This window comes from Aquirufa sp. 5-AUSEE-100C1 (assembly GCF_054558655.1).
The window spans coordinates 633,234-653,320 of sequence record NZ_JBPXKO010000001.1 but is presented as its reverse complement, the minus strand read 5'-3'; the positions used below and the strand labels follow the sequence as shown (position 1 = coordinate 653,320).

At 40.0% G+C, this 20,087-nt stretch carries 18 protein-coding genes; 3 read left to right on the top strand and 15 right to left on the bottom strand.

Annotation, left to right across the window (positions count from 1 at the left end):
• Nucleotides 1-15: 15 nt before the first annotated feature.
• The 6 genes from ACMH5P_RS02855 to ACMH5P_RS02830 all read right to left on the bottom strand — a co-directional run bounded on the left by ACMH5P_RS02855 (nt 16) and on the right by ACMH5P_RS02830 (nt 5,036).
• Nucleotides 16-1,383: a sensor histidine kinase gene (locus tag ACMH5P_RS02855; protein WP_459492801.1), complete on the bottom strand. Its 1,368-nt coding sequence runs from the start codon at nt 1,381-1,383 to the stop codon at nt 16-18.
• A 1-nt stretch (nt 1,384) separates the two neighbouring features.
• Nucleotides 1,385-2,062 carry a response regulator transcription factor gene (locus ACMH5P_RS02850; protein ID WP_459492991.1) on the bottom strand — a complete coding sequence of 226 codons (678 nt, stop codon included), beginning with the start codon at nt 2,060-2,062 and terminating at the stop codon, nt 1,385-1,387.
• A 3-nt stretch (nt 2,063-2,065) separates the two neighbouring features.
• Entirely contained in the window at nt 2,066-2,533 is a 468-nt protein-coding gene (locus ACMH5P_RS02845; RefSeq protein ID WP_459492800.1) for a pyrophosphohydrolase domain-containing protein, read from the bottom strand.
• Between the two features lie 226 nt (nt 2,534-2,759).
• Nucleotides 2,760-3,242, bottom strand: a complete 483-nt coding sequence (locus ACMH5P_RS02840) for a helix-turn-helix transcriptional regulator (RefSeq protein WP_459492799.1) — start codon at nt 3,240-3,242, stop codon at nt 2,760-2,762.
• 83 nt (nt 3,243-3,325) lie between these two features.
• Nucleotides 3,326-4,165 carry a CvfB family protein gene (locus ACMH5P_RS02835; RefSeq protein ID WP_459492798.1) on the bottom strand — a complete coding sequence of 280 codons (840 nt, stop codon included), beginning with the start codon at nt 4,163-4,165 and terminating at the stop codon, nt 3,326-3,328.
• Between the two features lie 52 nt (nt 4,166-4,217).
• Nucleotides 4,218-5,036: a 2,3,4,5-tetrahydropyridine-2,6-dicarboxylate N-succinyltransferase gene (locus ACMH5P_RS02830; RefSeq protein WP_459492797.1), complete on the bottom strand. Its 819-nt coding sequence runs from the start codon at nt 5,034-5,036 to the stop codon at nt 4,218-4,220.
• A 505-nt stretch (nt 5,037-5,541) separates the two neighbouring features.
• Between ACMH5P_RS02830 and gap the strand changes: the two genes are divergently transcribed.
• A complete protein-coding gene (gap, locus tag ACMH5P_RS02825; RefSeq protein ID WP_459492796.1) occupies nt 5,542-6,534 on the top strand; it encodes a type I glyceraldehyde-3-phosphate dehydrogenase in 993 nt (330 codons plus the stop codon).
• 34 nt (nt 6,535-6,568) lie between these two features.
• Here gap and trmB read toward each other — a convergent pair whose 3' ends face one another.
• Genes trmB through ACMH5P_RS02795 form a run of 6 tightly spaced genes read right to left on the bottom strand, consistent with a single transcriptional unit; the run spans nt 6,569 to nt 15,060 of the window.
• Nucleotides 6,569-7,234, bottom strand: a complete 666-nt coding sequence (gene trmB, locus ACMH5P_RS02820; protein WP_459492795.1) for a tRNA (guanosine(46)-N7)-methyltransferase TrmB — start codon at nt 7,232-7,234, stop codon at nt 6,569-6,571.
• Complete coding sequence (locus ACMH5P_RS02815) at nt 7,231-8,523, bottom strand: bifunctional folylpolyglutamate synthase/dihydrofolate synthase (protein ID WP_459492794.1); 1,293 nt, start codon at nt 8,521-8,523, stop codon at nt 7,231-7,233. Before ACMH5P_RS02815 ends, trmB begins: the two co-directional genes overlap by 4 nt.
• A gap of 2 nt (nt 8,524-8,525) precedes the next feature.
• Nucleotides 8,526-9,305 (bottom strand): hypothetical protein, encoded by a 780-nt coding sequence (locus ACMH5P_RS02810; RefSeq protein WP_459492793.1) that lies wholly within the window; start codon nt 9,303-9,305, stop codon nt 8,526-8,528.
• Between the two features lie 5 nt (nt 9,306-9,310).
• Entirely contained in the window at nt 9,311-10,273 is a 963-nt protein-coding gene (locus ACMH5P_RS02805; RefSeq protein WP_459492792.1) for an HU domain-containing protein, read from the bottom strand.
• 11 nt (nt 10,274-10,284) lie between these two features.
• Nucleotides 10,285-12,030, bottom strand: coding sequence for a TonB-dependent receptor (locus tag ACMH5P_RS02800; protein WP_459492791.1), 1,746 nt, complete (start codon nt 12,028-12,030; stop codon nt 10,285-10,287).
• A gap of 6 nt (nt 12,031-12,036) precedes the next feature.
• Complete coding sequence (locus ACMH5P_RS02795) at nt 12,037-15,060, bottom strand: tetratricopeptide repeat protein (RefSeq protein WP_459492790.1); 3,024 nt, start codon at nt 15,058-15,060, stop codon at nt 12,037-12,039.
• Between the two features lie 177 nt (nt 15,061-15,237).
• Here ACMH5P_RS02795 and ACMH5P_RS02790 point away from each other — a divergent pair, with 177 nt between their 5' ends.
• Nucleotides 15,238-17,010: a M61 family metallopeptidase gene (locus tag ACMH5P_RS02790; protein ID WP_459492789.1), complete on the top strand. Its 1,773-nt coding sequence runs from the start codon at nt 15,238-15,240 to the stop codon at nt 17,008-17,010.
• Here ACMH5P_RS02790 and ACMH5P_RS02785 read toward each other — a convergent pair.
• Both ACMH5P_RS02785 and ACMH5P_RS02780 read right to left on the bottom strand, forming a co-directional pair.
• A complete protein-coding gene (locus tag ACMH5P_RS02785) occupies nt 17,003-17,239 on the bottom strand; it encodes a hypothetical protein (RefSeq protein ID WP_459492788.1) in 237 nt (78 codons plus the stop codon). The two genes, ACMH5P_RS02790 and ACMH5P_RS02785, sit on opposite strands and share 8 nt — an antisense overlap.
• A complete protein-coding gene (locus ACMH5P_RS02780) occupies nt 17,239-17,676 on the bottom strand; it encodes a peptidylprolyl isomerase (RefSeq protein WP_459492787.1) in 438 nt (145 codons plus the stop codon). Before ACMH5P_RS02780 ends, ACMH5P_RS02785 begins: the two co-directional genes overlap by 1 nt.
• 41 nt (nt 17,677-17,717) lie before the next feature.
• Here ACMH5P_RS02780 and ACMH5P_RS02775 point away from each other — a divergent pair, with 41 nt between their 5' ends.
• On the top strand, nt 17,718-18,458 hold the full coding sequence (locus tag ACMH5P_RS02775) for a tetratricopeptide repeat protein (RefSeq protein ID WP_459492786.1): 741 nt from the start codon (nt 17,718-17,720) through the stop codon (nt 18,456-18,458).
• On the opposite strand, the gene menD is transcribed toward ACMH5P_RS02775, so the two are convergent.
• Nucleotides 18,444-20,066 (bottom strand): 2-succinyl-5-enolpyruvyl-6-hydroxy-3-cyclohexene-1-carboxylic-acid synthase, encoded by a 1,623-nt coding sequence (menD, locus tag ACMH5P_RS02770; RefSeq protein WP_459492785.1) that lies wholly within the window; start codon nt 20,064-20,066, stop codon nt 18,444-18,446. The genes ACMH5P_RS02775 and menD overlap by 15 nt on opposite strands.
• Nucleotides 20,067-20,087 lie beyond the last annotated feature (21 nt).

The following is a 20,087-nucleotide window of genomic DNA, read 5'->3' as shown; positions in this document are numbered from 1 at the left end:
GTCTAATGTCTAACGTTATTGAATCGGCAATAAAACCTTAAACGTTGTCCAACCATTTAATTCGGAACTGACGGTAATTTGTCCGTTGTGTAAATGGATGATTCGTTCAACCAGTGATAAACCAATGCCGTAGCCTTTGGAATTTGCCGTATTTTCTCCACGGAAAAACGGCTGGAAAATAAATGGTAAATCGGCTTCTGGAATGCCTTTTCCTTCGTTTTTTACCTCAATTTCGATTAGGTTATTCGATATTGCTAAATGAACTTGAGCTTGTTTATTGGGGCTAAATTTGCAAGCATTTTCCATGAGATTTTTGATGGCGGTCAACATCAATTTTTCGTCGCCCTTCAACATCAATTGTTCCTCATCATCGGGCAAAAATTGGGTGTCAAATAATACTCGGTATGTAGCATTCAGCTTTTGTGCTAAGCTTCTAGCCTCCCAAATAACCTCGTCGATTCGGATCGTTTGAAAGCCCGCTTGGTAGTCGGAGACGCTAATTTTATTCAGCTCCAACAAAGATTCGGTAATTGCCGCAAGATCCTGTGTATCTTCTAATACCGATGCGATCGTTTGTTTATAATCCTCTGTGTTGCGTTCATTGAGTAGACTTACTTCCAGTTGGGACGAAATTTTCGTCAACGGATTTTTTAGTTCATGGGATACATTCGCAATAAAGGTCTTTTGAAATCTAAATGCGCTCTCAATACGCTCAAGGAGATGATTAATCGTTGCCACCATCTTCCCTATTTCGTCCTCTGAATCTTCGGATTCAAGCCTTTGGTCAAGTCGTTTGGGAGAAAGTAAATCAACCTGTTTAATAACAGCTGAGATGGGATTTACTGCTCTACCGGCGAAAAACCAACCCGAAATCACTACAATGAACACAAATAAGAGAAATAATGCGATCAAGATGTTCTTTAAATCTTTGGCATTCTCGGCGGAATATTGGTCTACAGCACCAGCAAAAACGACTAATCTTCCTTCTGGTGTAATAAATACGGTTCCTAAAACTTCTAAATCATCCACCTCAAAACGTACTTCTTTGCGTTTTAAGACCTCTTTAACCCGATTTACATCCACATGGAAGTTAATGCTATCATTCGACCTGTAAATGCGCTCATAACAGGTGTCATATGCCATGATATTTTCTCGGTATAAGATATCTCGATTCGCCCGGTCGATAATCCGTAAGAGTTTGGAATCGACTGTACTGACGTTGACCAATAATTCCGCGGCCGTATTGGCTTTTTGGCGAAGCCGACTGTAGAATTTATCCTTGTAATTTTCTTGTGTAAACAAATAGATAATCAAATACGAAACGAAAAGAATCGCAGAAACCAGATAGGTAAATTGGTACGTTAATCTGGAGCGTATTTGCATATTATTCCTGTCTAAGGATATATCCCATTCCGAATTGTGTGTGAATCAACTTGCTTGGGAAGCCTTTATCAACCTTTTTACGTAAATAATTCACATAAACTTCAATCAAATTTGAGCTGCCTTCGTCCTCCACTTCCCAGATGTTTTCCGCAATTTCAGCCTTGGAAATCACCTTTTCCTGGTTACGAAGAAAGTATTCCATTAACTGAAATTCTTTGGCGGTTAAATTGATTTTTTGACCAGATCGAGTTACAATTTTACTCGTAAGATCCAATTCCAAATCCGCGAATTTGAGTACTTGTGCTTCAATGAAGGTTTGATTGGATCGCTTAATTAATGCTTTTACTCGGGCCAAAAACTCTTTAAAATCAAAGGGTTTCGCTAAATAATCATCGGCACCGGCCTCGAATCCCACTAATTTATCATCGGTGGTGCTCAGGGCCGTCAACATCAAAATAGGTGTTTGTATGCCCTCCGCGCGTAAATATTTACACAATTCCAAGCCATTCATGCCAGGTATAATAATGTCTGATATGATAAGTTGGTAGGCTGTCCGCATCGCTAATTGCTTTCCCATGTTACCATCATAGGCCACATCGACCGTATAATGGTTCTCCTCCAAACCTTGTTTCAAGGATTGAACGGTCTTGGGTTCATCTTCAATTAGCAGGATTTTGATCATTTATTTGAGTAGGCTTACTAGGTCCGCAGGTGAATAATTGATTGATTTTAAGACTTTATTATCGGATTTCCGATACACCTTCCAAAGGCCATTTTCTTCCACGATTTCAGCTTCTGTACCATCTTTATCTCGGTAGAATTTGACGGTTTGTTCAGCTTCCTCTAAACTTTGACATGCTTTGGACATGTTCGAACGCTGTACTTCATTAAATAAGTCGACAAAACGCTCACCCAAGCCAAATTCTAATACAGCACCGGACAATACATATTGCAAATCACACAGTGCATCGGCAATTTCTACCAAATCATTGGCCGCGATTGCCTCTTTTAACTCATCTAATTCCTCGGATAATAGACTAACACGCAACGCACATCGATCTGCATGAGGAATCGTTGGATTGGGTAAAATAGGCGCCCCAAAGGTTTTATGGAAGTCGGCAACTTGATTTAAAGAATCTAATTTTTGCATAAAAACAGGTATTATTCTTAAAATTAAGCATTTAATTAGGTATTTCTATTAGGCAAATGGCTTATTGAATGGAGAAAAATGCGTCTAACTTGTAAACACTTTTTTCATTTGTACACATTTTATCTACTTATCCACACAAAAATGTGGATAAGTGTTTTTCGATTGTGAAAAGATGTTCACAACTGTGGATAAGTCGTGGATAAGTGGAAAAGTCCAGAAAATTTAATTATATCGGCCGACTCTCTGAAAAAGTGCCATCGGTATAAAAAATTAATACGCGCTCAATTTGTTTTTCCAATCGCTCGGGTTTAGCCGGCTCCATATGGGGAACAGTCGGTGCCGAAACAGTACTTTCTTTCTGACGTCTGAGATTTGATTGTACGATCGTTGGCTCAGGTAAAATATTTTTAGGCGATTCTGAGGGCCTTGTTGAAACGGCATCAAAAAGGGATGGCGAGGTAGCTGCTGACTCCTTTGGGGAACTCACACCAAGTGAAGCTCCTAAACTCCTGTCTTCAAATAGTAAATCCTCTGCACTAATCTCAGGGAAAACACGCAGTATCTTCTGTACAACATCCAAACTAGGCTTATTACGTCCCGAAAGGATGTGCGAGATGCTACTACGTGGTATTCCTAGTTTATCGGCAAATTGTGATGCACTAAGCTGCTTACGCTTAATTAACAATTCGATCTTTTCACTTAAGTTCATGATGTGCTTTTGTAAACAATTTGTATAACAAAAGTAAATCAAAAATTAACAAAAACAAATCAAAAGCTAAGAACAAATGTGAATTACAGAAGTGAAATACAATCAGCGTACAACGTAATCAGTTTACTTTTGTACAATGCTCCAACCCCCTTTTTAAAGTCTTTTTTGGACATACCCATCTGTGCATAAATCTCCTCAGCAGGACTCTTGTCATGCAATTGCAGGACTCCATTATTCTCCTTAAGCGCTGCTAGGATTCGTTCTGCTTGACTGTCTATGCGTACCATCCCCACAGGTTCTAAGCGAAGATCGAGCTTACCATCTGGACGTATGTTAGAAATGTAAACAGTGCAAGATTCTCCAAATGTTAAATTTGTAAACACTTGATTTTTGAATAACATTCCGATTTTACAATTGTTTACTAAGCATTTAATTCCTAAGTCTGTGTGTTCAAAAGGAATTGCATCAACTTTGTCACCAATTGTAAATTCAGTTCCGTCGGTCAATGGTAAGAATTTTTCGATTCGGGCGGATGCGACGATACGATCTGTTTGGCCATCCAGGTAAACATAGACTAAATAGGATCTGCCTACCGACATCTTTTGGAACTGTTGGCTGAAAGGAACGAATAGGTCTTTGGCAAGTCCCCATTCCATAAATACACCCAGGGGTGTAACAGCTTTAACCTCTAGATAAGCAAACTGATTGATGGTTGCTTTCGGTTTAAGCGTGGTTGCAATAATACGATCCTCCGAATCGCGGTATATGAAAACATCAATATATTGATCTATTTCATAGGTTTCAGGGACATATTGCAGGGGAAGTAAGATTTCATCTTCGTATCCGTCGAGATATAATCCGAAGGGTACTTCCTTGATAATGCGTAGGTGATTGTATTCACCAATTTTTAATTCATTTTCCATAAAAAAACCCGGTTGTTAGAACCGGGTTGTAAAGGTAAGGATAGATTTTGGTTTAGACTACCACATTGTTTTCGCGCAAGGCTTGATTTAACGATGTTTTTAAGTCGGTACTCTCTTTACGTTTACCAATAATTAATGCACAAGGTACTCCATAGGTACCCGCTGGGAAGTTCTTTTGAATAGATCCCGGAATTACTACCGAGTTTTCAGGAACATAGCCAATGTATTCTACGGGCTCTGGACCCGAAACATCAATGATTTTGGAACTACCAGTAATGGTCACACCGGCACCTAATACGGCTTTTTTACCGATATGTGCTCCCTCAACGACAATACAACGGGAACCAATGAAGGCGCCATCTTCGATGATTACAGGTGCAGCTTGAGGGGGTTCTAATACGCCTCCAATGCCAACACCACCGCTTAGGTGTACATGTTTACCAATTTGCGCACAGCTTCCGACCGTTGCCCAGGTATCAACCATGGTACCTTCGTCGACATAAGCGCCAATGTTCACGTAGGAAGGCATTAAGATCGTTCCTTTCGCTAAGAATGCTCCGTATCGAGCGACAGCAGGAGGAACTACGCGTACACCCAATTCTTTATAATTTGTTTTTAAACGCATTTTATCGTGGTATTCGAATATACCTACCTCACTAACTGCCATTTGACGAATCGGAAAATACATGACAATCGCCTTCTTGACCCATTCGTTTACTTGCCAACTGCCATCTGCCAAAGGTTCGGCTGTACGCAACTCACCTGCATCCACTTTCGCTACAACCTCTTCAATGGCCGCAATGACTTCTGTGGTATTTCGTGTTTCTGGGGCATCCCAAGCTGATAAAATAAGCTGTTCTACTGAATTCATATGTTAAGTATCCAAAATTTGAAGACGCAAATTACCACTTAATTGGTTTTAATCGAAGCCCCAGTTGAAAAATAAAATGGTTTTATCAGCCTTTAGACAAAGATTTATGCCCAAAATTTCAGGTTAATTTAACTTAAACTTTAAATATGTAAAATACTGATTATCAGTTAGTTGATAATTTGAACAAAATAAAATATGGTGAATTTTGATGCCTAAAATTAGCAAAAAGAACAAATGACATTCTGTCACTCCCCTGCCCCACTGGATCCGCGAAGCGTTTGCTTATACAAATATGCAAAAAATCTTTGAATAAAAAACGTATCCAGCAAAATTTAGTCTAAAATAACTATAATTACCTTTATGGCTAATTAATTTCGTATTATTTACAATTGTTTAATATTGTGTTTTAAACGATTAAATCAAGGTTTTATTATTGAATTCTTGGAATTGTTCAATGAAAATGCTATTTTTGATTTTTAATAAGGAAATCAAATTAATTCATTCCATGAAAAAAATTAAAGTTGCCATTAATGGTTTTGGTCGCATCGGTCGACTTACTTTCCGTCGTTTATTGGAAAAAGAAAATGTAGAAATCGTAGCTATTAACGATTTAACTGACAACGCTACTTTAGTACACTTATTAAAGTATGATTCAGTACATGGCCGTTTTAACGGAACTGTTACGTCGGATGCTGATAGCATTACTGTCAATGGACACGTGATCAAGGCTTTCGCTGAGCGTGATCCGAAGCAATTGCCTTGGGGTGCTTTAGGAATTGATGTTGTTTTGGAATCGACAGGTCGTTTCATCGATCAAGATGGCGCAGGCCAACACTTAACTGCTGGTGCTCGTAAAGTGATTATCTCTGCTCCTGCGAAAGGTGATATTCCTACTGTTGTTTTAGGTGTTAATGATGATACCTTGACGGATGATATGACAATTATCTCAAATGCTTCATGTACAACAAACTGTTTAGCTCCAATGGCTAAAGTTTTAGATGACGCTTTTGGTATTGAGAAAGGTTTTATGACTACGGTTCACGCTTACACAGCTGATCAGAATTTACAAGATGCGCCTCACTCCGATTTACGTCGTTCTCGTGCTGCAGCTTATTCAATCATTCCTACATCTACAGGAGCTGCTAAGGCGGTAGGTTTAGTATTGCCGCACTTGAAAGGTAAATTGGATGGTAATGCGATGCGTGTGCCTACTCCAGATGGTTCAGTAACAGACTTTACGGCTGTATTGAAGAAAGAAGCTACGGTTGCAGAAATTAATGCTGCTTTGAAAGCTGCTGCAGATGGTCCAATGAAAGGTATCTTGGAATTCACAACAGATGAAATCGTTTCGATTGACATCATTGGAAACCAACACTCTTGTATCTTAGATTCTAAGTTAACTACTGCAATGGGTAACCTTGTGAAAGTAGTTGGTTGGTATGACAACGAGTTTGGTTATTCTTCACGGGCTGCGGATTTGATCGCGCGCGTTGGATAATTATTCCCAAATTTATATTTGCAAAAAGAGGCTTTTAAGCCTCTTTTTTGTTTTGTACCCTTGCGTAGTTGATCGAGTAGCCCTTGTCATACCAAATTTTCTCAAAACGCGTCTTGATTCCATAATGATCCTCATTCCATTCCGACTCATAGAGATTTTTCGTTTCGGCTAAAATGGGTAAGCCATACGCTCGGAATTGTTCCATTGAATAATCAAAGAAAGGCTCCGAATCCGTCTTTAAATGAATAATGCCATTCGGCTTCAGTAAATTCAAGTATTTCTCCAGAAAGAATGGGAATGTCAATCGCTTCTTCTCGTCGCGGTCCTTCATTCGAGGATCCGGAAAAGTTATCCAAATTTCATCGATTTCATTAGGAAGAAAAAAGTCTTCAATGAATTGAATCTGAATACGTAAAAATGCAACATTGTTTAATTGCAATGAAACGGCCTCCCGACCACCCGCTGCCAATCGATCACCCTTGACATCTATGCCTATAAAGTTCATGTCAGGGAAAAGCCGACCGAGTCCATTGGTGTATTCTCCGCGACCACAGCCTAGTTCAACGACTAATTTGTGATCATTCTTGAAATATTGGGTGTTCCAAGCGCCTTGGCAGGCCGACCAGAATTCTTTGGGTGATTGAATAACATTTTCTAATCGCTCAGCCCATTCATATTTGTAAGTTTTTTGTCTACTCAAAACGAATCATCAATTTCTGCAACCAAATAGGTGCTTCCAGTTACTAAAATAAAATCGGCATGGGATTCTTGAGCCAATTGGATTGCCTCATTGACATCAAGACTCAAAGTTCCCTGTAATCCATGTATTTGCGCTAAATTTTTCAATTCTTCGGCCTTTAAGGCTCTCGGATTGTGCGCAGAGGTAAAAATATAGTTCGCATCCTTCGGAAATAAGGACAATACACGATGCAAGTCTTTATCGGCAACCATTCCTAAAACGATGGTTACATTCCTAGGATTGTACTGGGCGACTTGCTCCAATACCATTCGAATTCCTGATTCATTATGTGCCGTATCTGCTATAATCCACGGACTTTCTTGGTAAACCTCCCATCGTCCTCGAAGATTTGTATTCGTACGACAGTCCTTGATCCCTTTTAAAATGTTTTCTGAATCGAATGGAATAATATTCAAATCGGCCAATTGTTCGCACCAAGCAACAATACCCGCCAAATTATGGGTTTGATAAATCCCCCCGTAGGGACTCTGACATTCTAAAATCCCCCATTTGTTAGTTTGGACGGACAGATCCATCCCCCTTTGCGCGGGCTTGTGGGAAATTATCGTAACCTCATCGCTTGCAAATCGAATGGGAGAATTTGTGTTTTTTGATTTAACCTCAAAAATGGCCGTCGTATCTACTTGCTTTTCACTAATACAGATTGGAATATTCGATTTTATAATTCCTGCCTTTTCTGCTGCAATCATTTCCAGGCTATCGCCTAGGATATCTTGGTGATCATAGCCGATGTTTGTAATGAGACATCCAAGCGGCTGAATGATATTTGTCGAATCCAAGCGGCCCCCTAAACCCGTTTCAATTATCGCATAATCAACGCCCTGTTCTTTAAAGTATTGAAAAGCCATAATCACCGTCCATTCAAAAAAACTCGGTTTGATTTCGGATAATAATGGCTGATAAGTCATGAAAAAATCAACTATCCAAGATTTGGGTACTTCTTGGCCATTGATTTTTATCCGTTCTGTGAATGACTTTAAATGCGGTGAAGTATATAAGCCTACTTTATAACCATGTGCCTGTAAAATGGAGGCCATAAAATGTGAACTACTCCCTTTGCCATTTGTCCCGGCAATATGCAAGGATTTGAACGCTTGATGTGGATTTCCCAATCGTTCAGCCAATTGTTCAATATTCCCTAATCCGGGTTTATAAGCTTTTTTTCCTTCGCGATGAAAGACAGGCAATTGCGCATACAAGAAGCTGATGACTTCTTCGTAACTCATCATAATTAGTTGGTAGCCTTAATTCGGATGGTTTTCATACCACTAGCGCCACGTCTAATACCATCGCTTTTGGGTGTAAACCGCGCGTTTTTAATTAATTTTTTATATTTCTCAGCCAAAGATAATTTCACATTAGTCCGGTCGATGCGAATCTCAGTTACATTTCCTTTCTCATTGATACGGATGAAGAAGGTTATTTCTCCTGTCTCTGATCCATTATCAATTCCTTTTAAAGAGTTAGTATCAAAGGTCCACTCATCGGCTATTTTGCCCTCTCCATTTCCAGCGCCTGAGCCCTTTCCGCTTCCACCGCTACCGCTGCCTGAGCCTGTTCCGTTACCAGAACCACTTCCCGTGCCCGTTCCCGTTCCTGAACCTGAAGAACCGCTTTTGGCAGCTCTTTTTCCCATGGTTAAACTTTGATCGATGACCGGCTCAACTTCTTTTTCTACGGTAGGGATTACTTCCGGATTTTTTTTCACGGTAACCGTACTCGGAGCGTTACTTGTAATGGGCGTAACTAAATTTGTTTCTTCTTGCTTGGTTGTTTGCGTAATTTCTTCTTGCGCCCTAGGTTCCGGAGCAGGTGCTGGCGGCTCTTGCTCAAAAGTAATCTCGCCTGCCTGAGCTTCTTCCATGTTAGGGATTTTTGGACTCGGGGATTCATTCCAGATTTTAACCTGCCAAATCAATAGAAACAAGATCGTATTTATCAGAATCGTTATAATCAATGCTTTGATTTGATTCTTTTTTTCAAAATCTTTTTGTGAATAGCTAACGCTCATATTGCTTATCTTTTGTAAACCCAAATGTCTAATTTCTTTTCCGACTTTAAACGTGCCGCTGCGGAATAGCCTTCGTTGAAATCGGCTACTTCACCCAAACTAACGCGGAAATGCACCTCTCCTGCTCCCTTTTCAATGATTTTTACGTCTTCAAAACCTTTTGCCACTAATTCAGCTTGACAAAGGGCTGCCTTGGCTTCCGTTTTAAAGCTCCCTACAACCAAATAAATTCCTGATGATACTGGCACCAGTACATCCGCTTTTTCCTCAACCTTGTTTGCTTCCTTTTGGATCTCCGCGGGCTTTGTTATTTTACGTTCAATCGTTTTTTCCTTTTTGATCCGAATCGTTAACGGACTAAAGGAACTAGTGACAAAACGTGAATTCGGTTCTGTCAAATAAAATGCCGCAATTCCTCCAATGAAAAAGGCAAGGAGCACATAACCATAAAATTGACCTTGATTGACTCTTTTGATTGGTTCAGATTCTGCAATGGGTAAATCTTCGCTCGATTTTTCAACAGGACTCGGAATTAATACAGGTTTGCTCTTTATTAGACCAATGCTCACAGGGAACAAACCATATTGATTCAAATCAAAATTAATTTCTTGATTCGGTTCAAATTGGATTCGACCTGAATGACTCAAACTAAATACCCCTATTTTACCAAATTCTAGTGTTTTTTCTGCTTTTAATTTCGATGATAACTCCTCCGCAAAGCGATGTACTGCTGCAAAGGCCTGCTTTTGGTTAATTCCTTTCGCTATTGCCCATTCTGTAGCCACCAATCCATCATCCGATTGCAAACGCTCGTTGAATGCCACACATTTCGATTTTGGTACAATTAGTTGATCGTTTTCACTTAATTGGAAATCTTTTGTATTCAATACAAAACCTCCAAAATGTGGAATAATCACACAATCATGCGTATAAAGCAAGGTCTCAATAAATTCGATCATTGGATTCATTATCGTCCTTATTAAAATGAATAGGCTACCCCTACCGTGTAGTTAAGCCCCTGATTTTTGTATTTAAAATAGCGCTCGTAATTCTTACCTAATAAGTTATTTGCACTAACTGAAATATTAAACTTCTTCGTAATCAAATAATTAACCTTCAAATTCAAATCAATGATATCAGGTAATTGTTCCACTTGTTCTCCTAAGGACTTCTCAAATCGATACAAGCCAGAAATATAAAAGACATCCGGGGATACTATGATTTTATCCTTAAATGTAATCGAATTGGTGAAAGATAAATTCATCATTGGACGATGTATCGGTTTATCTATCCCCGCTAATTCGGCTTCATCATATACAATATCCTGGTAGGTGTTGAAGTCGTATTTTAAGATAGACAGTACCTTGTCAAAGGTCTGATAGTTAACTTGTCCCGACATGTTAAATACCTTGGCTGTCTTTTCCACTTTCGTATTTGAATACACAATTCCGAAGTTAGATGGATCAGCTGTATTATTGACAAACATGGCTAAATTATTGAATTCTGAGTAGCCGAATTTCAATTCAAAATCTAGATTACGCTCATTGGAGCCCTTTAAACCTCCATAGATATTCGAACTTTGCGTGGTGTTTTGCAAATTCGGTGCTGTACGTGGTGCTAACCAATTGTTCTCATTCGTGAATTGATTATAGCTGTTGAAATACGTATCTCCGCCCAATCCCACAAATACATGAAGAAAGTCAGTTGGTTTAAAATCCACCTTCAACAAGGGGAATAAGCGCGTTTTGTTTAAAGTAACCGATTTGTCTTTTTCGTTCACAATGTTTAGCCCTCCTGTAACAGTTAAGCGATTATTCTTGTATAAAAAAGTAGGCTTAACTCGGTATAATTCCCGACGATTATTGTCTTTCACTTTTTCGAAAGTATTCTCTGACAAATTCATTTCCCCCGTCAAATAAGCAGAGAAATTATCCGTTACATGCAGGATTCCATGCAATTTACTTTCCCAAATCCATTCACGGCTCGTGTAGTTATTCGTTAAATAATTTAAACCCGATGTAGCGATGTAGTCGAATTTAGCGTCTTTTTTAGCGTTTGAAATGCTGCCTGAATAATTAAACCGATTGTAAGCGATTTCTAAATCTTTTATGGCTGCTAAGGTAGTAAATGCTTCCTCCGGACGTCCATAGTAATTATTCTCTGTTCTTTTAAAGCTTATCTGTCCATCTAAAAAATAGTTACCCGTGAAAGTTTTGCTATAGACTTTTGCCTCGTTTTCATTGCGACTTGAATTCCCTAGGCTCACCGGTCCCCGGCGATTGGCATCATGGTTTATGTAAACGCCTTGAAACTGATTCTCTTTAGGACTAAATCCAAAATGACCATTTAATAAGGTATGTCCATAATTTCCAGCACCAATTTTTATCAGGTTCTTGAATTTAGGACCAAAGGAGGAAACCAATTCATCCCCTTCCCGAGGATTAATGATCGAAGTGGTCAATAAGGTATTGCTTATTGCCTCCCATTTCCGATCAACAAATTCATATTTCATGCTCCGCCCTTTTTTCGAATTCTCGATTTCATTGAGTGGTTCAAAATTGCGTGAAATCTGTGGCTGAAGGACAATCTTTCTTTCCTTTTCCAAAATGATATCATCATTTTGGATATTTCCTTCCTTCTTGTCTTGGGCAAATAATGACGCTGATACCCCAAGCATGAGTACACCACAAATGATTATTGGATTTTTTTTCATTTGAAATTTCATATTCGTTTATTTAAGGGGTAAGCTTTTTAAAGTTGTTTTGGCTATTTCAATGACCTCATTGTCAGTCGAATTGTCAATGACTGATTTTAATATAGCCTTAGCCTGTGGAAGATTTTTCAACGAAACGAAGTTGGTCGCCAACAAAATATACGCCCGCCCCATCACACTATCCGATGCCTCGGCAAATTCGTTTTTAAACTTCGCGGTGATCATCTCATTCGACTCCTTAATCTTTCCCTCTTTGGATAATTGAACCGCTAATTGATATTGTGCCTCGGCTCCAATATCCCCTTTCGGATCCAATTCAATTGTTTTGTTCAACCATTCTGTTCGAAGACCTAAGCTCGTACTATCAGAATAGGCTTCTGCTAAGCCCCGACTCATCTTTGCTTGTTCTTCCTTTGAATAGAGGTCTAAAGGTTGAATTTCTGTGATGACCTTCCCTACGGAATCCAATAATTTCGCTGCATAAAACGCTTTGAAGATATTATTGTAAGCGTTCAATCGGTTTTCTCCCTCAGGGTTTTTACTCGCATGCATGCGGTAGAATCCGACAGATTCAACATAGTTACCCATTTTGCTCTCTAATTCTGCAGCACGTATAATCGCTTTGTTTAGCTGTGGGTGAGCATTTTGCTCAATCACTTTTTTGTAAGCGACCAATGCCTCCGTCGAATCATTAATTTGATCTGCCGCATCTGCAATTAAGAAATAAGCTTCAACCACATTCTCATCGTTGGGATATTTGCTAGCAAACTCTTTTAAAGCTGGAATCGCTTTATCGAACTTTTTACCATCGTATATACCCTTTGCCGCGCTGTATTTCAAATCCATGGCATCGGCATCCTCGACCGTATTCGTCGAACTCTGGTAATTCTCAAGTACCTGACTGAATTCTTCGGGACGACCGACTTTAATCAGGTTTTCTTGTAATCCAATTAAGGCATCTTTGGCAATCTTATCTCCCGAGAATTCATTAATGATTCGTTTGTAATCTGCTAAAGCGAGCTCAAATTGTTCTGTATTTGTATAAGATTGGGCACGCTTTAAAATGGCCGATGCTAAAAATTCGCTTTTGGTTTTTGCTTCAATAATCTCGGTGAATCCAAGAATGGCCTCCTTGTAATTATTGGCATTAAACAATAGTAAATTCTCTTGATAAAGAGCATCTTCTGCATATTTTGAATCCGGGAAACCGTTACGAACCTGTTTGAAGGCCTGACGTGCTTCTGCATCACGATTCAAATAACTTAAAGTCATCCCCTTTTGATACAAAGCATAATCCTTTTCCGTTTTCGCAACTTCAGCTGCTTGGCTGTAATAAGTTAACGCATCCTGGTATTTACGTGAAATCAAATAGGTATCCGCCAAACGAATTAAGATAGTCGGATTGTTTTTCGCATTCGGTGTCGCTTTTAAGCGATCTACATAGGCCTTGAATAGATTGTTTGCCTTTGTAAACTCCTTGGTATTGAAATAGGCAAAGGCCAAACCAATTCGTACCTGTTGGATGAAATCCTCCGTTTGTCCTTTTCCACTCAATAAAGGACTGTATAATTCAATCGCATCTTCAAACTTCTTTAATTGACTCAAAGCTTCCGCCTTTCCCAAGGACGCCAAAGCCGTGTAGCGATCATTTTGGGCTGTCTCAATCGATTTGTTGAATAAATCAATTGCCGCATCAAAACGTTCATCATTGTACGCCCGAACCCCTAAATTGTAACTCAAGGTTTGATAAGCCTCATTTAAACGCGGAGAACGTTTCGTTATCCCCTTCAAATAATTTATTGCAATCTCAAGATTATTCGAATTAATAAAGGCATCAGCCACTAATTCAGTCGCTTCCTCCGCAAACTTACTTTTAGGATATTGTGCATTAAATGCTTGAATCTCTTGAATGGTTTCCGATGCATGCCCTAAATCCAAATGGACTTTTGCGTGATTGAATGCAGATTCTTCCTGAATTGCCGCATTAAACGGCATTTTACGAGCTATATCAAAGGCATCCAATGTTGCCTGTAAATTGCCTGCATTTAATTGTGCCAAAGCCAAGGTATAGGCTGCATATTGACTTAAGGAGTCTTTTGCGGCCAATAAACCTTTTAACTGTGTTGCTGCATCATTGTATTTTTTAATCTTATACAAGGAATATCCCAAACGATACTGAGATAGAGGGACAATTTTACCATTGCTCGCTTTAATCAAAACCTCATAGCTTTTGGCCGCTTTGTCGAACTTTTCTAGTTTAAATTGTACATCAGCCACTAATTGGGACAACTCATCCACACGATAACCTGAATTCTTCTTCGCCAAAATGGGCTCCGCAAAATTTAATAATTCCGTGAATTTGGATTGGTTGTTGTAACACAAGGCAACCCAGTTGGCAATTTCCCGACGGTATTTACTACTTCCTTCCGCCTTCATGAAATCCGGCACCGCATCCGCATATCGTTTGTCATTAAATTGGATGATGGCCGCATAATAGGCTGCCGAGAATGAATATTCCTCATCCTGCTCCGTCTTGATATCATTGAATACACTTAATGCTTCCGGGAAGTTTTTCAATTCATAGTAAGCAACTCCTAAGCGATATTTTGCCTCTAAATTCGTATCAGACGACCGCGAAAGGTATTTTATCGCCTTCGCATAATCCCCATTCTCATAGAAAAAGGTACCAATTCCACGTAATAACTTGACCGCTTGTGGGTGCTCCGGGTTATTCGCGACGAATCGCTCCGCAAGTATTTCCGCCTCAGGCTGACTCATGTACAAGGCACACATCGTCATGTAATATTCGGCTAATACCTTTTGCCCCGACTGCTCATTACTCATCGGTTCGATGCTTCCTAGATAAGCATTAAACTCCTCACGAGCCGCCACGTAATTTTTTGCATCAAAATATTCTTTCGCCTGACGGAAGTGTAATGTTTGGTCTTTGTAGATGAAGGTTTGCTGTGCGTTAGCACAAAAGGAAAGGCCCGAAATGAATAAGGCCAAAATCCAGCTTGTTGATTTTTTTGTAAGTCGCATTATTATTTGGTTACAGCTTGCACATTTAATCAAAAATACGATTTTTCTTTTAAAATATTGTCGGCGATTCTGAAAATATTTTAGACTATTTTCTCGAATAAATCAGCAAATCATAAAAGATATGGCGTATTTTTTTAATTTTATTCTTTCTATTTCATCTCACTAAAACGTAAACCTATGAATTTGAAGAAATTAGGTCTCTTGGGCCTTTTGTTCCTCGGTTTTAATCTGACAGCGGCACCGATTAAGCACCTTATCCAAATGCCGAATCCTCAGTCACATTATTTTGATGTTACCACAACCTTGGATGTTTCCAAAGAAAAGACACCCTACATCGATTTGAAAATGGCAGCTTGGACGCCTGGCTCCTATTTAATCCGCGAATTTGCCAAAAATGTTGAGCAAGTTTCTGTAAAATCAGGAAGTCAATCCCTTCCTATCTCGAAAACTTCGAAAAACACCTGGCGAATTAACTTGCCTCCTGGACTTAAATCGGTCGAGGTACATTATCAAGTATATGCCTATGAATTATCTGTTCGTACCTCATTTTTAGATGATGTGCACGGTTACATCAATCCAGCCAGCGTTTTATTGTATGTAGATAAATTTGCCAAAATGCCTCAGGAATTGAGCATTGTACCACATAAAGACTTCAAAAAGGTTTCTACCGCATTGAAGAATGTGGGTGGATTCAATTACATCGCCAAAGATCTTGATGAGTTAATCGATTCACCCATTGAAATTGGAAATCACCAAGTATGGAGTTTCAAAGTCAATAACATTCCTCATCAAATTGCCTTTTTCGGACAAACGAAAGTTGATTCCGTGAAATTCATTGCCGATGTGACGAAAATGGCCCAAACGGCGCAAAACGTAGTTGGCCAACATCCTTGCGATCATTACCTATTTATCATTCACAACATTCAACGTGGTACTGGCGGCTTAGAACACCTATATTCTACTACTTGTTCGGTTTCTCGTTCTTCCTATGAAACAGTGAGTGGATACCAAGGCGTATTGAACTTGTTGGCGCATGAATATTTCCACCTCTGGAATGTGAAGCGTATTCGTCCGATGGCTTTGGGACCTTTCGATTATGAGAACGAGAATTATACTCATAACCTCTGGTTCTCTGAGGGAATTACCTCCTACTACGCCGATTTGATTAATCTTCGCACAGGAATGGTGCCTGTAGATGTTTATGTGAGCGAATTGGGTAAAGAAATTTCTGCGGTGGAAAATACACCCGGCAATCAAGTAGAATCAGCCGCTTCAGCGAGTTGGGACGCTTGGATTAAATACTATCGCCCGAATGAAAATTCACGTAATTCAACCGTTTCCTATTACGACAAGGGTTCGCTTTTAGGTGGTGTCTTAAATATGTGGATCATCGAAAAAACAAATGGTTCAAAATGCTTAGATGATGTTTTCCGTTTGTTGTACCAAAACTATTACTTGAAACAAGGCCGTGGCTTTACGGATGCAGAACTTGAAACTGCTTTTACAAGCGTGGCAGGTACTTCGGCTGCCGGATTCTTTAAAGATCACATTTATGGCGTGAAGACTCCCGATTATGCGGGTTTATTCAGTAAATTCGGGTACACTTGGACAGATGCTAACCAAGGAAAATCAATTCCTTATGCGGGTTTTTCAGCCGCATCTAACCGCGTTACGTCAATTTATAAAAATGGACCTGCTTTCATCGCCGGATTGAATGTGGGGGATGAAATCGTTTCGGTCAATCAAGCGAATTTTGCGGGATTGGATAAGTTGATGGCCGACAAAAAAGTAGGTGATCAATTACAATTCCTAATAAAACGGGATGGTTTGGAGCGTAGCTTTGAGTTAAAGCTGGAGCAAACGCCTTTGAAGGCTTTTGAAATTCAATCGGTTGCGAGTCCTACGGAGGCGCAAATGAAACTCCGAAAAAAGTGGTTATCGCTTAATTAAGCTGTTTACCCATTTCAGCATACATTTGCTGAAAGGTTGAAATAACGAATGTTTGAAAGGAGGAGCTGGTTGCCAGCTCCTCTATTTCTTTTTGGCCCGAAAAGTCCAGCACAGAAAATTTATAACTCTGCTCTAATTGCGGTGTCTCGAATTTGAGAATGTATTTGGAATTCCATTCAAATAATGAGATACGCATCTTTTCGTGCGGTATTTCTTTGATAAAATGCATTAGTCGTGGATGATTTTCACGCTTTGAATCACATCTCCTTCACGAACTTGATCGATCACATCCAAGCCTTCGACTACTTTACCGAAGCAAGTATGTCTACGGTCTAAGTGTGCCGTGTTATTGCGTGAGTGGCAGATGAAGAATTGTGATCCACCTGTATTCGGTCCACGGTGTGCCATCGATAATACGCCACGATCATGAAACTGATGATTTCCCGTTAATTCGCATGGAATGGTGTATCCTGGACCTCCTGCCCCTGTTCCATCTGGGCAACCTCCTTGAATCACGAAATCAGGAATCACACGGTGGAAAGTTAATCCATCGTAAAAGCCCTTCTCCGCTAAATCAATGAAGTTTTTCACGTGAATCGGTGCGTCCTCTGTATAAAATTCGATTTTCATTAACCCTTTGTCGGTCAACATTTCTGCGTATGCCATCTTTTTTTAATTAAATTTGAGCCACAAAGATAAATATTAAAATGAAATTGAGGTATCTCGTGCTCTTATTGTCTGTTCTTTTTGTTGCCTGTAACTCGGACGGGGATAAACAGGAGGCTACTAATTTTTTCCTGCGCGGAAATGCTAAATACAAGGAAAAAGAGTACCACGAGAGTATCAAATGGTATACGGAAGCTGTTCAAAAGCAAGAACAATTCCCTGACGCCTATTATAATCGTGGCTTAGTTTACCAAGTACTTGAACAAAATGATGAGGCGCTCGCCGATTTCAACAAAGCCATTGACCAAGATCCCGCCTTTGCTCCCGCACTTTATAAAAAGGCGGAAATGCTTCAGACTCTAGAGCGCGTTGATGAAGCCTATGCATCGGCGCAACTTTTAGTCAAGAATTTCCCGGACTCCGCTGCGAATTGGTCATTGCAAGGTAATATTCAGATGCAAAAGAGCTTGTGGAATGAATCCTTGGCATCCTATGATCGTGCATTAGCTTTGGATAAGAATGCCGTGGAGACAATGATTAACCAAGGTGTTGTTTACCAAGAATTAGATCAATTGGATTTAGCGGAAAAGATGTTTCGGAAGGCCTTGGCAACTGGTAAGTTTAAGGATTTGATTTACAACAACTTAGGTTATTTGGAGATCCGACGTATGCATTGGGATTTAGCCAAAAAATACATTCAAGAGGCCTTGGCTATCGATTCCAAAAACCCTTTGTATGTGAAAAACTGGGAGCGCGTTCAGCAGAAATCAATGCTTGAATAAGGCCATGTAGTGTTGGAGGGCTGTCGTATTCTCTGTCGAATCTGTCATTATCTCCAGAATGATTCCTCTTGAACTTTTACTTAAAAATTGAGCTAGGCAAGATTCCAATTCATTCCAATTTGTGGCCTTTAAATAGCTTAATCCGGCATCCTTTGCCGTATTTTCCGCCGTAAATGGCTGCTGAGTAACCATAAATTCATCCAATTCGGGTAGGTCTTTGGCACCATCCAATACCTTAAATATCGCCCCTCCGGCATTGTTCATCACGATGATGCGCAGATTATCTCTTAAATAGTTATTCCAGAGTGCATTCCGATCGTACTGAAAGGAAACATCGCCTACGAGTGCAATACAAAGTTTTTCCGTGGATTGACTTGCTCCTACTGCCGTGCTTAAGCAACCGTCGATGCCACTGGTTCCTCGATTCGAGAAAACTTCGGTGTGGTGCAACTTCGACTCCGTCCAGTTGATGTAGCGGATGGCCAGTGAATTTCCCACATGAATTTCAGCATCTGATGTATCAATCTGCTGAATCAGGCGATTGTAGATATGTAATTCATTCCACGCTGGGGATTTGAAATAGGCAAATTGCTTAAATTTAATTCCATCTAACTCACTTGTAAACGACTGATTATCAGGTATTTCTAATCGATTCAATTCTTCCAATACCTCAAGCGAATCGGCATGAATCACATTGGTTAGTGACATGAATGGATCAGGTCGCTCGATGGGATTGGGATGAACGAGGTAGGAAAATGCGGGTTTTTGTTGGCGCATAAATTGCTTAATGCGTTTCGAAACAAAGGATTTTCCAAAATGCACGTGAAAATCTGCACGAATATTAGGCCAAAGACTTTCATTGGCCAATAAAACATCGTGATTGACCTCACAGGCGGCAGGTAAATTAGCCGTTGCATCGCCAATTATGGGGATGCCTTTTTGTGCTAATGTTTCAAATAATGCATTCTCTGCCCTATTTTGGGGTCTTTGCCCTACCGTAATCAGCCATTTTTGATTTTCCGTATGGGCGAAAACGGACGAATCCCAAGAATAGGATTTTTGCTCAGAAGTTATTGCAAATTCCGTGGTACGCGCAGGCAGCTCCTCACCCTTTACCGGATAAAAGGGCTCTGCTATCGGAATGTTCATGTGAACGGGTCCTTGCGGGAATTCGAGTGACTTTTCGACTAATTGATGAGCTTGAAAGGCCTGAAAAGACTCAAAATGCTTGACGTGTTTACCGTAAAGCTCATTTTGATAGATCGTTTGTCCGTCCCATTGTCCGATCCATTCTGCGGGTCGGTCGGCCGTTAATACGATTAAAGGTACTTCCTGAAAGAAGGCTTCTACCACCGCGGGTGCGAAGTTTAAACCGGCTGAACCTGAAGTACAGCACAGGATGACGGGTTTCTTGGATTTGAGCGCTAAACCTAGACCGAAAAATCCTGCGGAACGCTCATCCGCGATGGAATAACAGGTAAAGCCGCCGTGGCGCTTTAGTGCCAACATGATTGGGGCATTTCGAGAACCTGGGCATATAACCGCCTCATTTACACCTTGTTGGTATAAATCATCAATCAAATCGACAAGTCCTGCTGGGTAGGCCATAGCAAAAAAAAGCCTCGTGAG

What these genes read in the sequence shown, in the direction of transcription:
- ACMH5P_RS02855 (WP_459492801.1), bottom strand. Translation starts at nt 1,383, where the DNA reads ATGCAAATACGCTCCAGATTAACGTACCAATTTACCTATCTGGTTTCT.
- ACMH5P_RS02845 (WP_459492800.1), bottom strand. Translation starts at nt 2,533, where the DNA reads ATGCAAAAATTAGATTCTTTAAATCAAGTTGCCGACTTCCATAAAACC.
- ACMH5P_RS02840 (WP_459492799.1), bottom strand. Translation starts at nt 3,242, where the DNA reads ATGAACTTAAGTGAAAAGATCGAATTGTTAATTAAGCGTAAGCAGCTT.
- ACMH5P_RS02835 (WP_459492798.1), bottom strand. Translation starts at nt 4,165, where the DNA reads ATGGAAAATGAATTAAAAATTGGTGAATACAATCACCTACGCATTATC.
- ACMH5P_RS02830 (WP_459492797.1), bottom strand. Translation starts at nt 5,036, where the DNA reads ATGAATTCAGTAGAACAGCTTATTTTATCAGCTTGGGATGCCCCAGAA.
- gap (WP_459492796.1), top strand. Translation starts at nt 5,542, where the DNA reads ATGAAAAAAATTAAAGTTGCCATTAATGGTTTTGGTCGCATCGGTCGA.
- ACMH5P_RS02815 (WP_459492794.1), bottom strand. Translation starts at nt 8,523, where the DNA reads ATGATGAGTTACGAAGAAGTCATCAGCTTCTTGTATGCGCAATTGCCT.
- ACMH5P_RS02810 (WP_459492793.1), bottom strand. Translation starts at nt 9,305, where the DNA reads ATGAGCGTTAGCTATTCACAAAAAGATTTTGAAAAAAAGAATCAAATC.
- ACMH5P_RS02805 (WP_459492792.1), bottom strand. Translation starts at nt 10,273, where the DNA reads ATGAATCCAATGATCGAATTTATTGAGACCTTGCTTTATACGCATGAT.
- ACMH5P_RS02800 (WP_459492791.1), bottom strand. Translation starts at nt 12,030, where the DNA reads ATGAAATTTCAAATGAAAAAAAATCCAATAATCATTTGTGGTGTACTC.
- ACMH5P_RS02795 (WP_459492790.1), bottom strand. Translation starts at nt 15,060, where the DNA reads ATGCGACTTACAAAAAAATCAACAAGCTGGATTTTGGCCTTATTCATT.
- ACMH5P_RS02790 (WP_459492789.1), top strand. Translation starts at nt 15,238, where the DNA reads ATGAATTTGAAGAAATTAGGTCTCTTGGGCCTTTTGTTCCTCGGTTTT.
- ACMH5P_RS02785 (WP_459492788.1), bottom strand. Translation starts at nt 17,239, where the DNA reads ATGCATTTTATCAAAGAAATACCGCACGAAAAGATGCGTATCTCATTA.
- ACMH5P_RS02780 (WP_459492787.1), bottom strand. Translation starts at nt 17,676, where the DNA reads ATGGCATACGCAGAAATGTTGACCGACAAAGGGTTAATGAAAATCGAA.
- ACMH5P_RS02775 (WP_459492786.1), top strand. Translation starts at nt 17,718, where the DNA reads ATGAAATTGAGGTATCTCGTGCTCTTATTGTCTGTTCTTTTTGTTGCC.
- menD (WP_459492785.1), bottom strand. Translation starts at nt 20,066, where the DNA reads ATGGCCTACCCAGCAGGACTTGTCGATTTGATTGATGATTTATACCAA.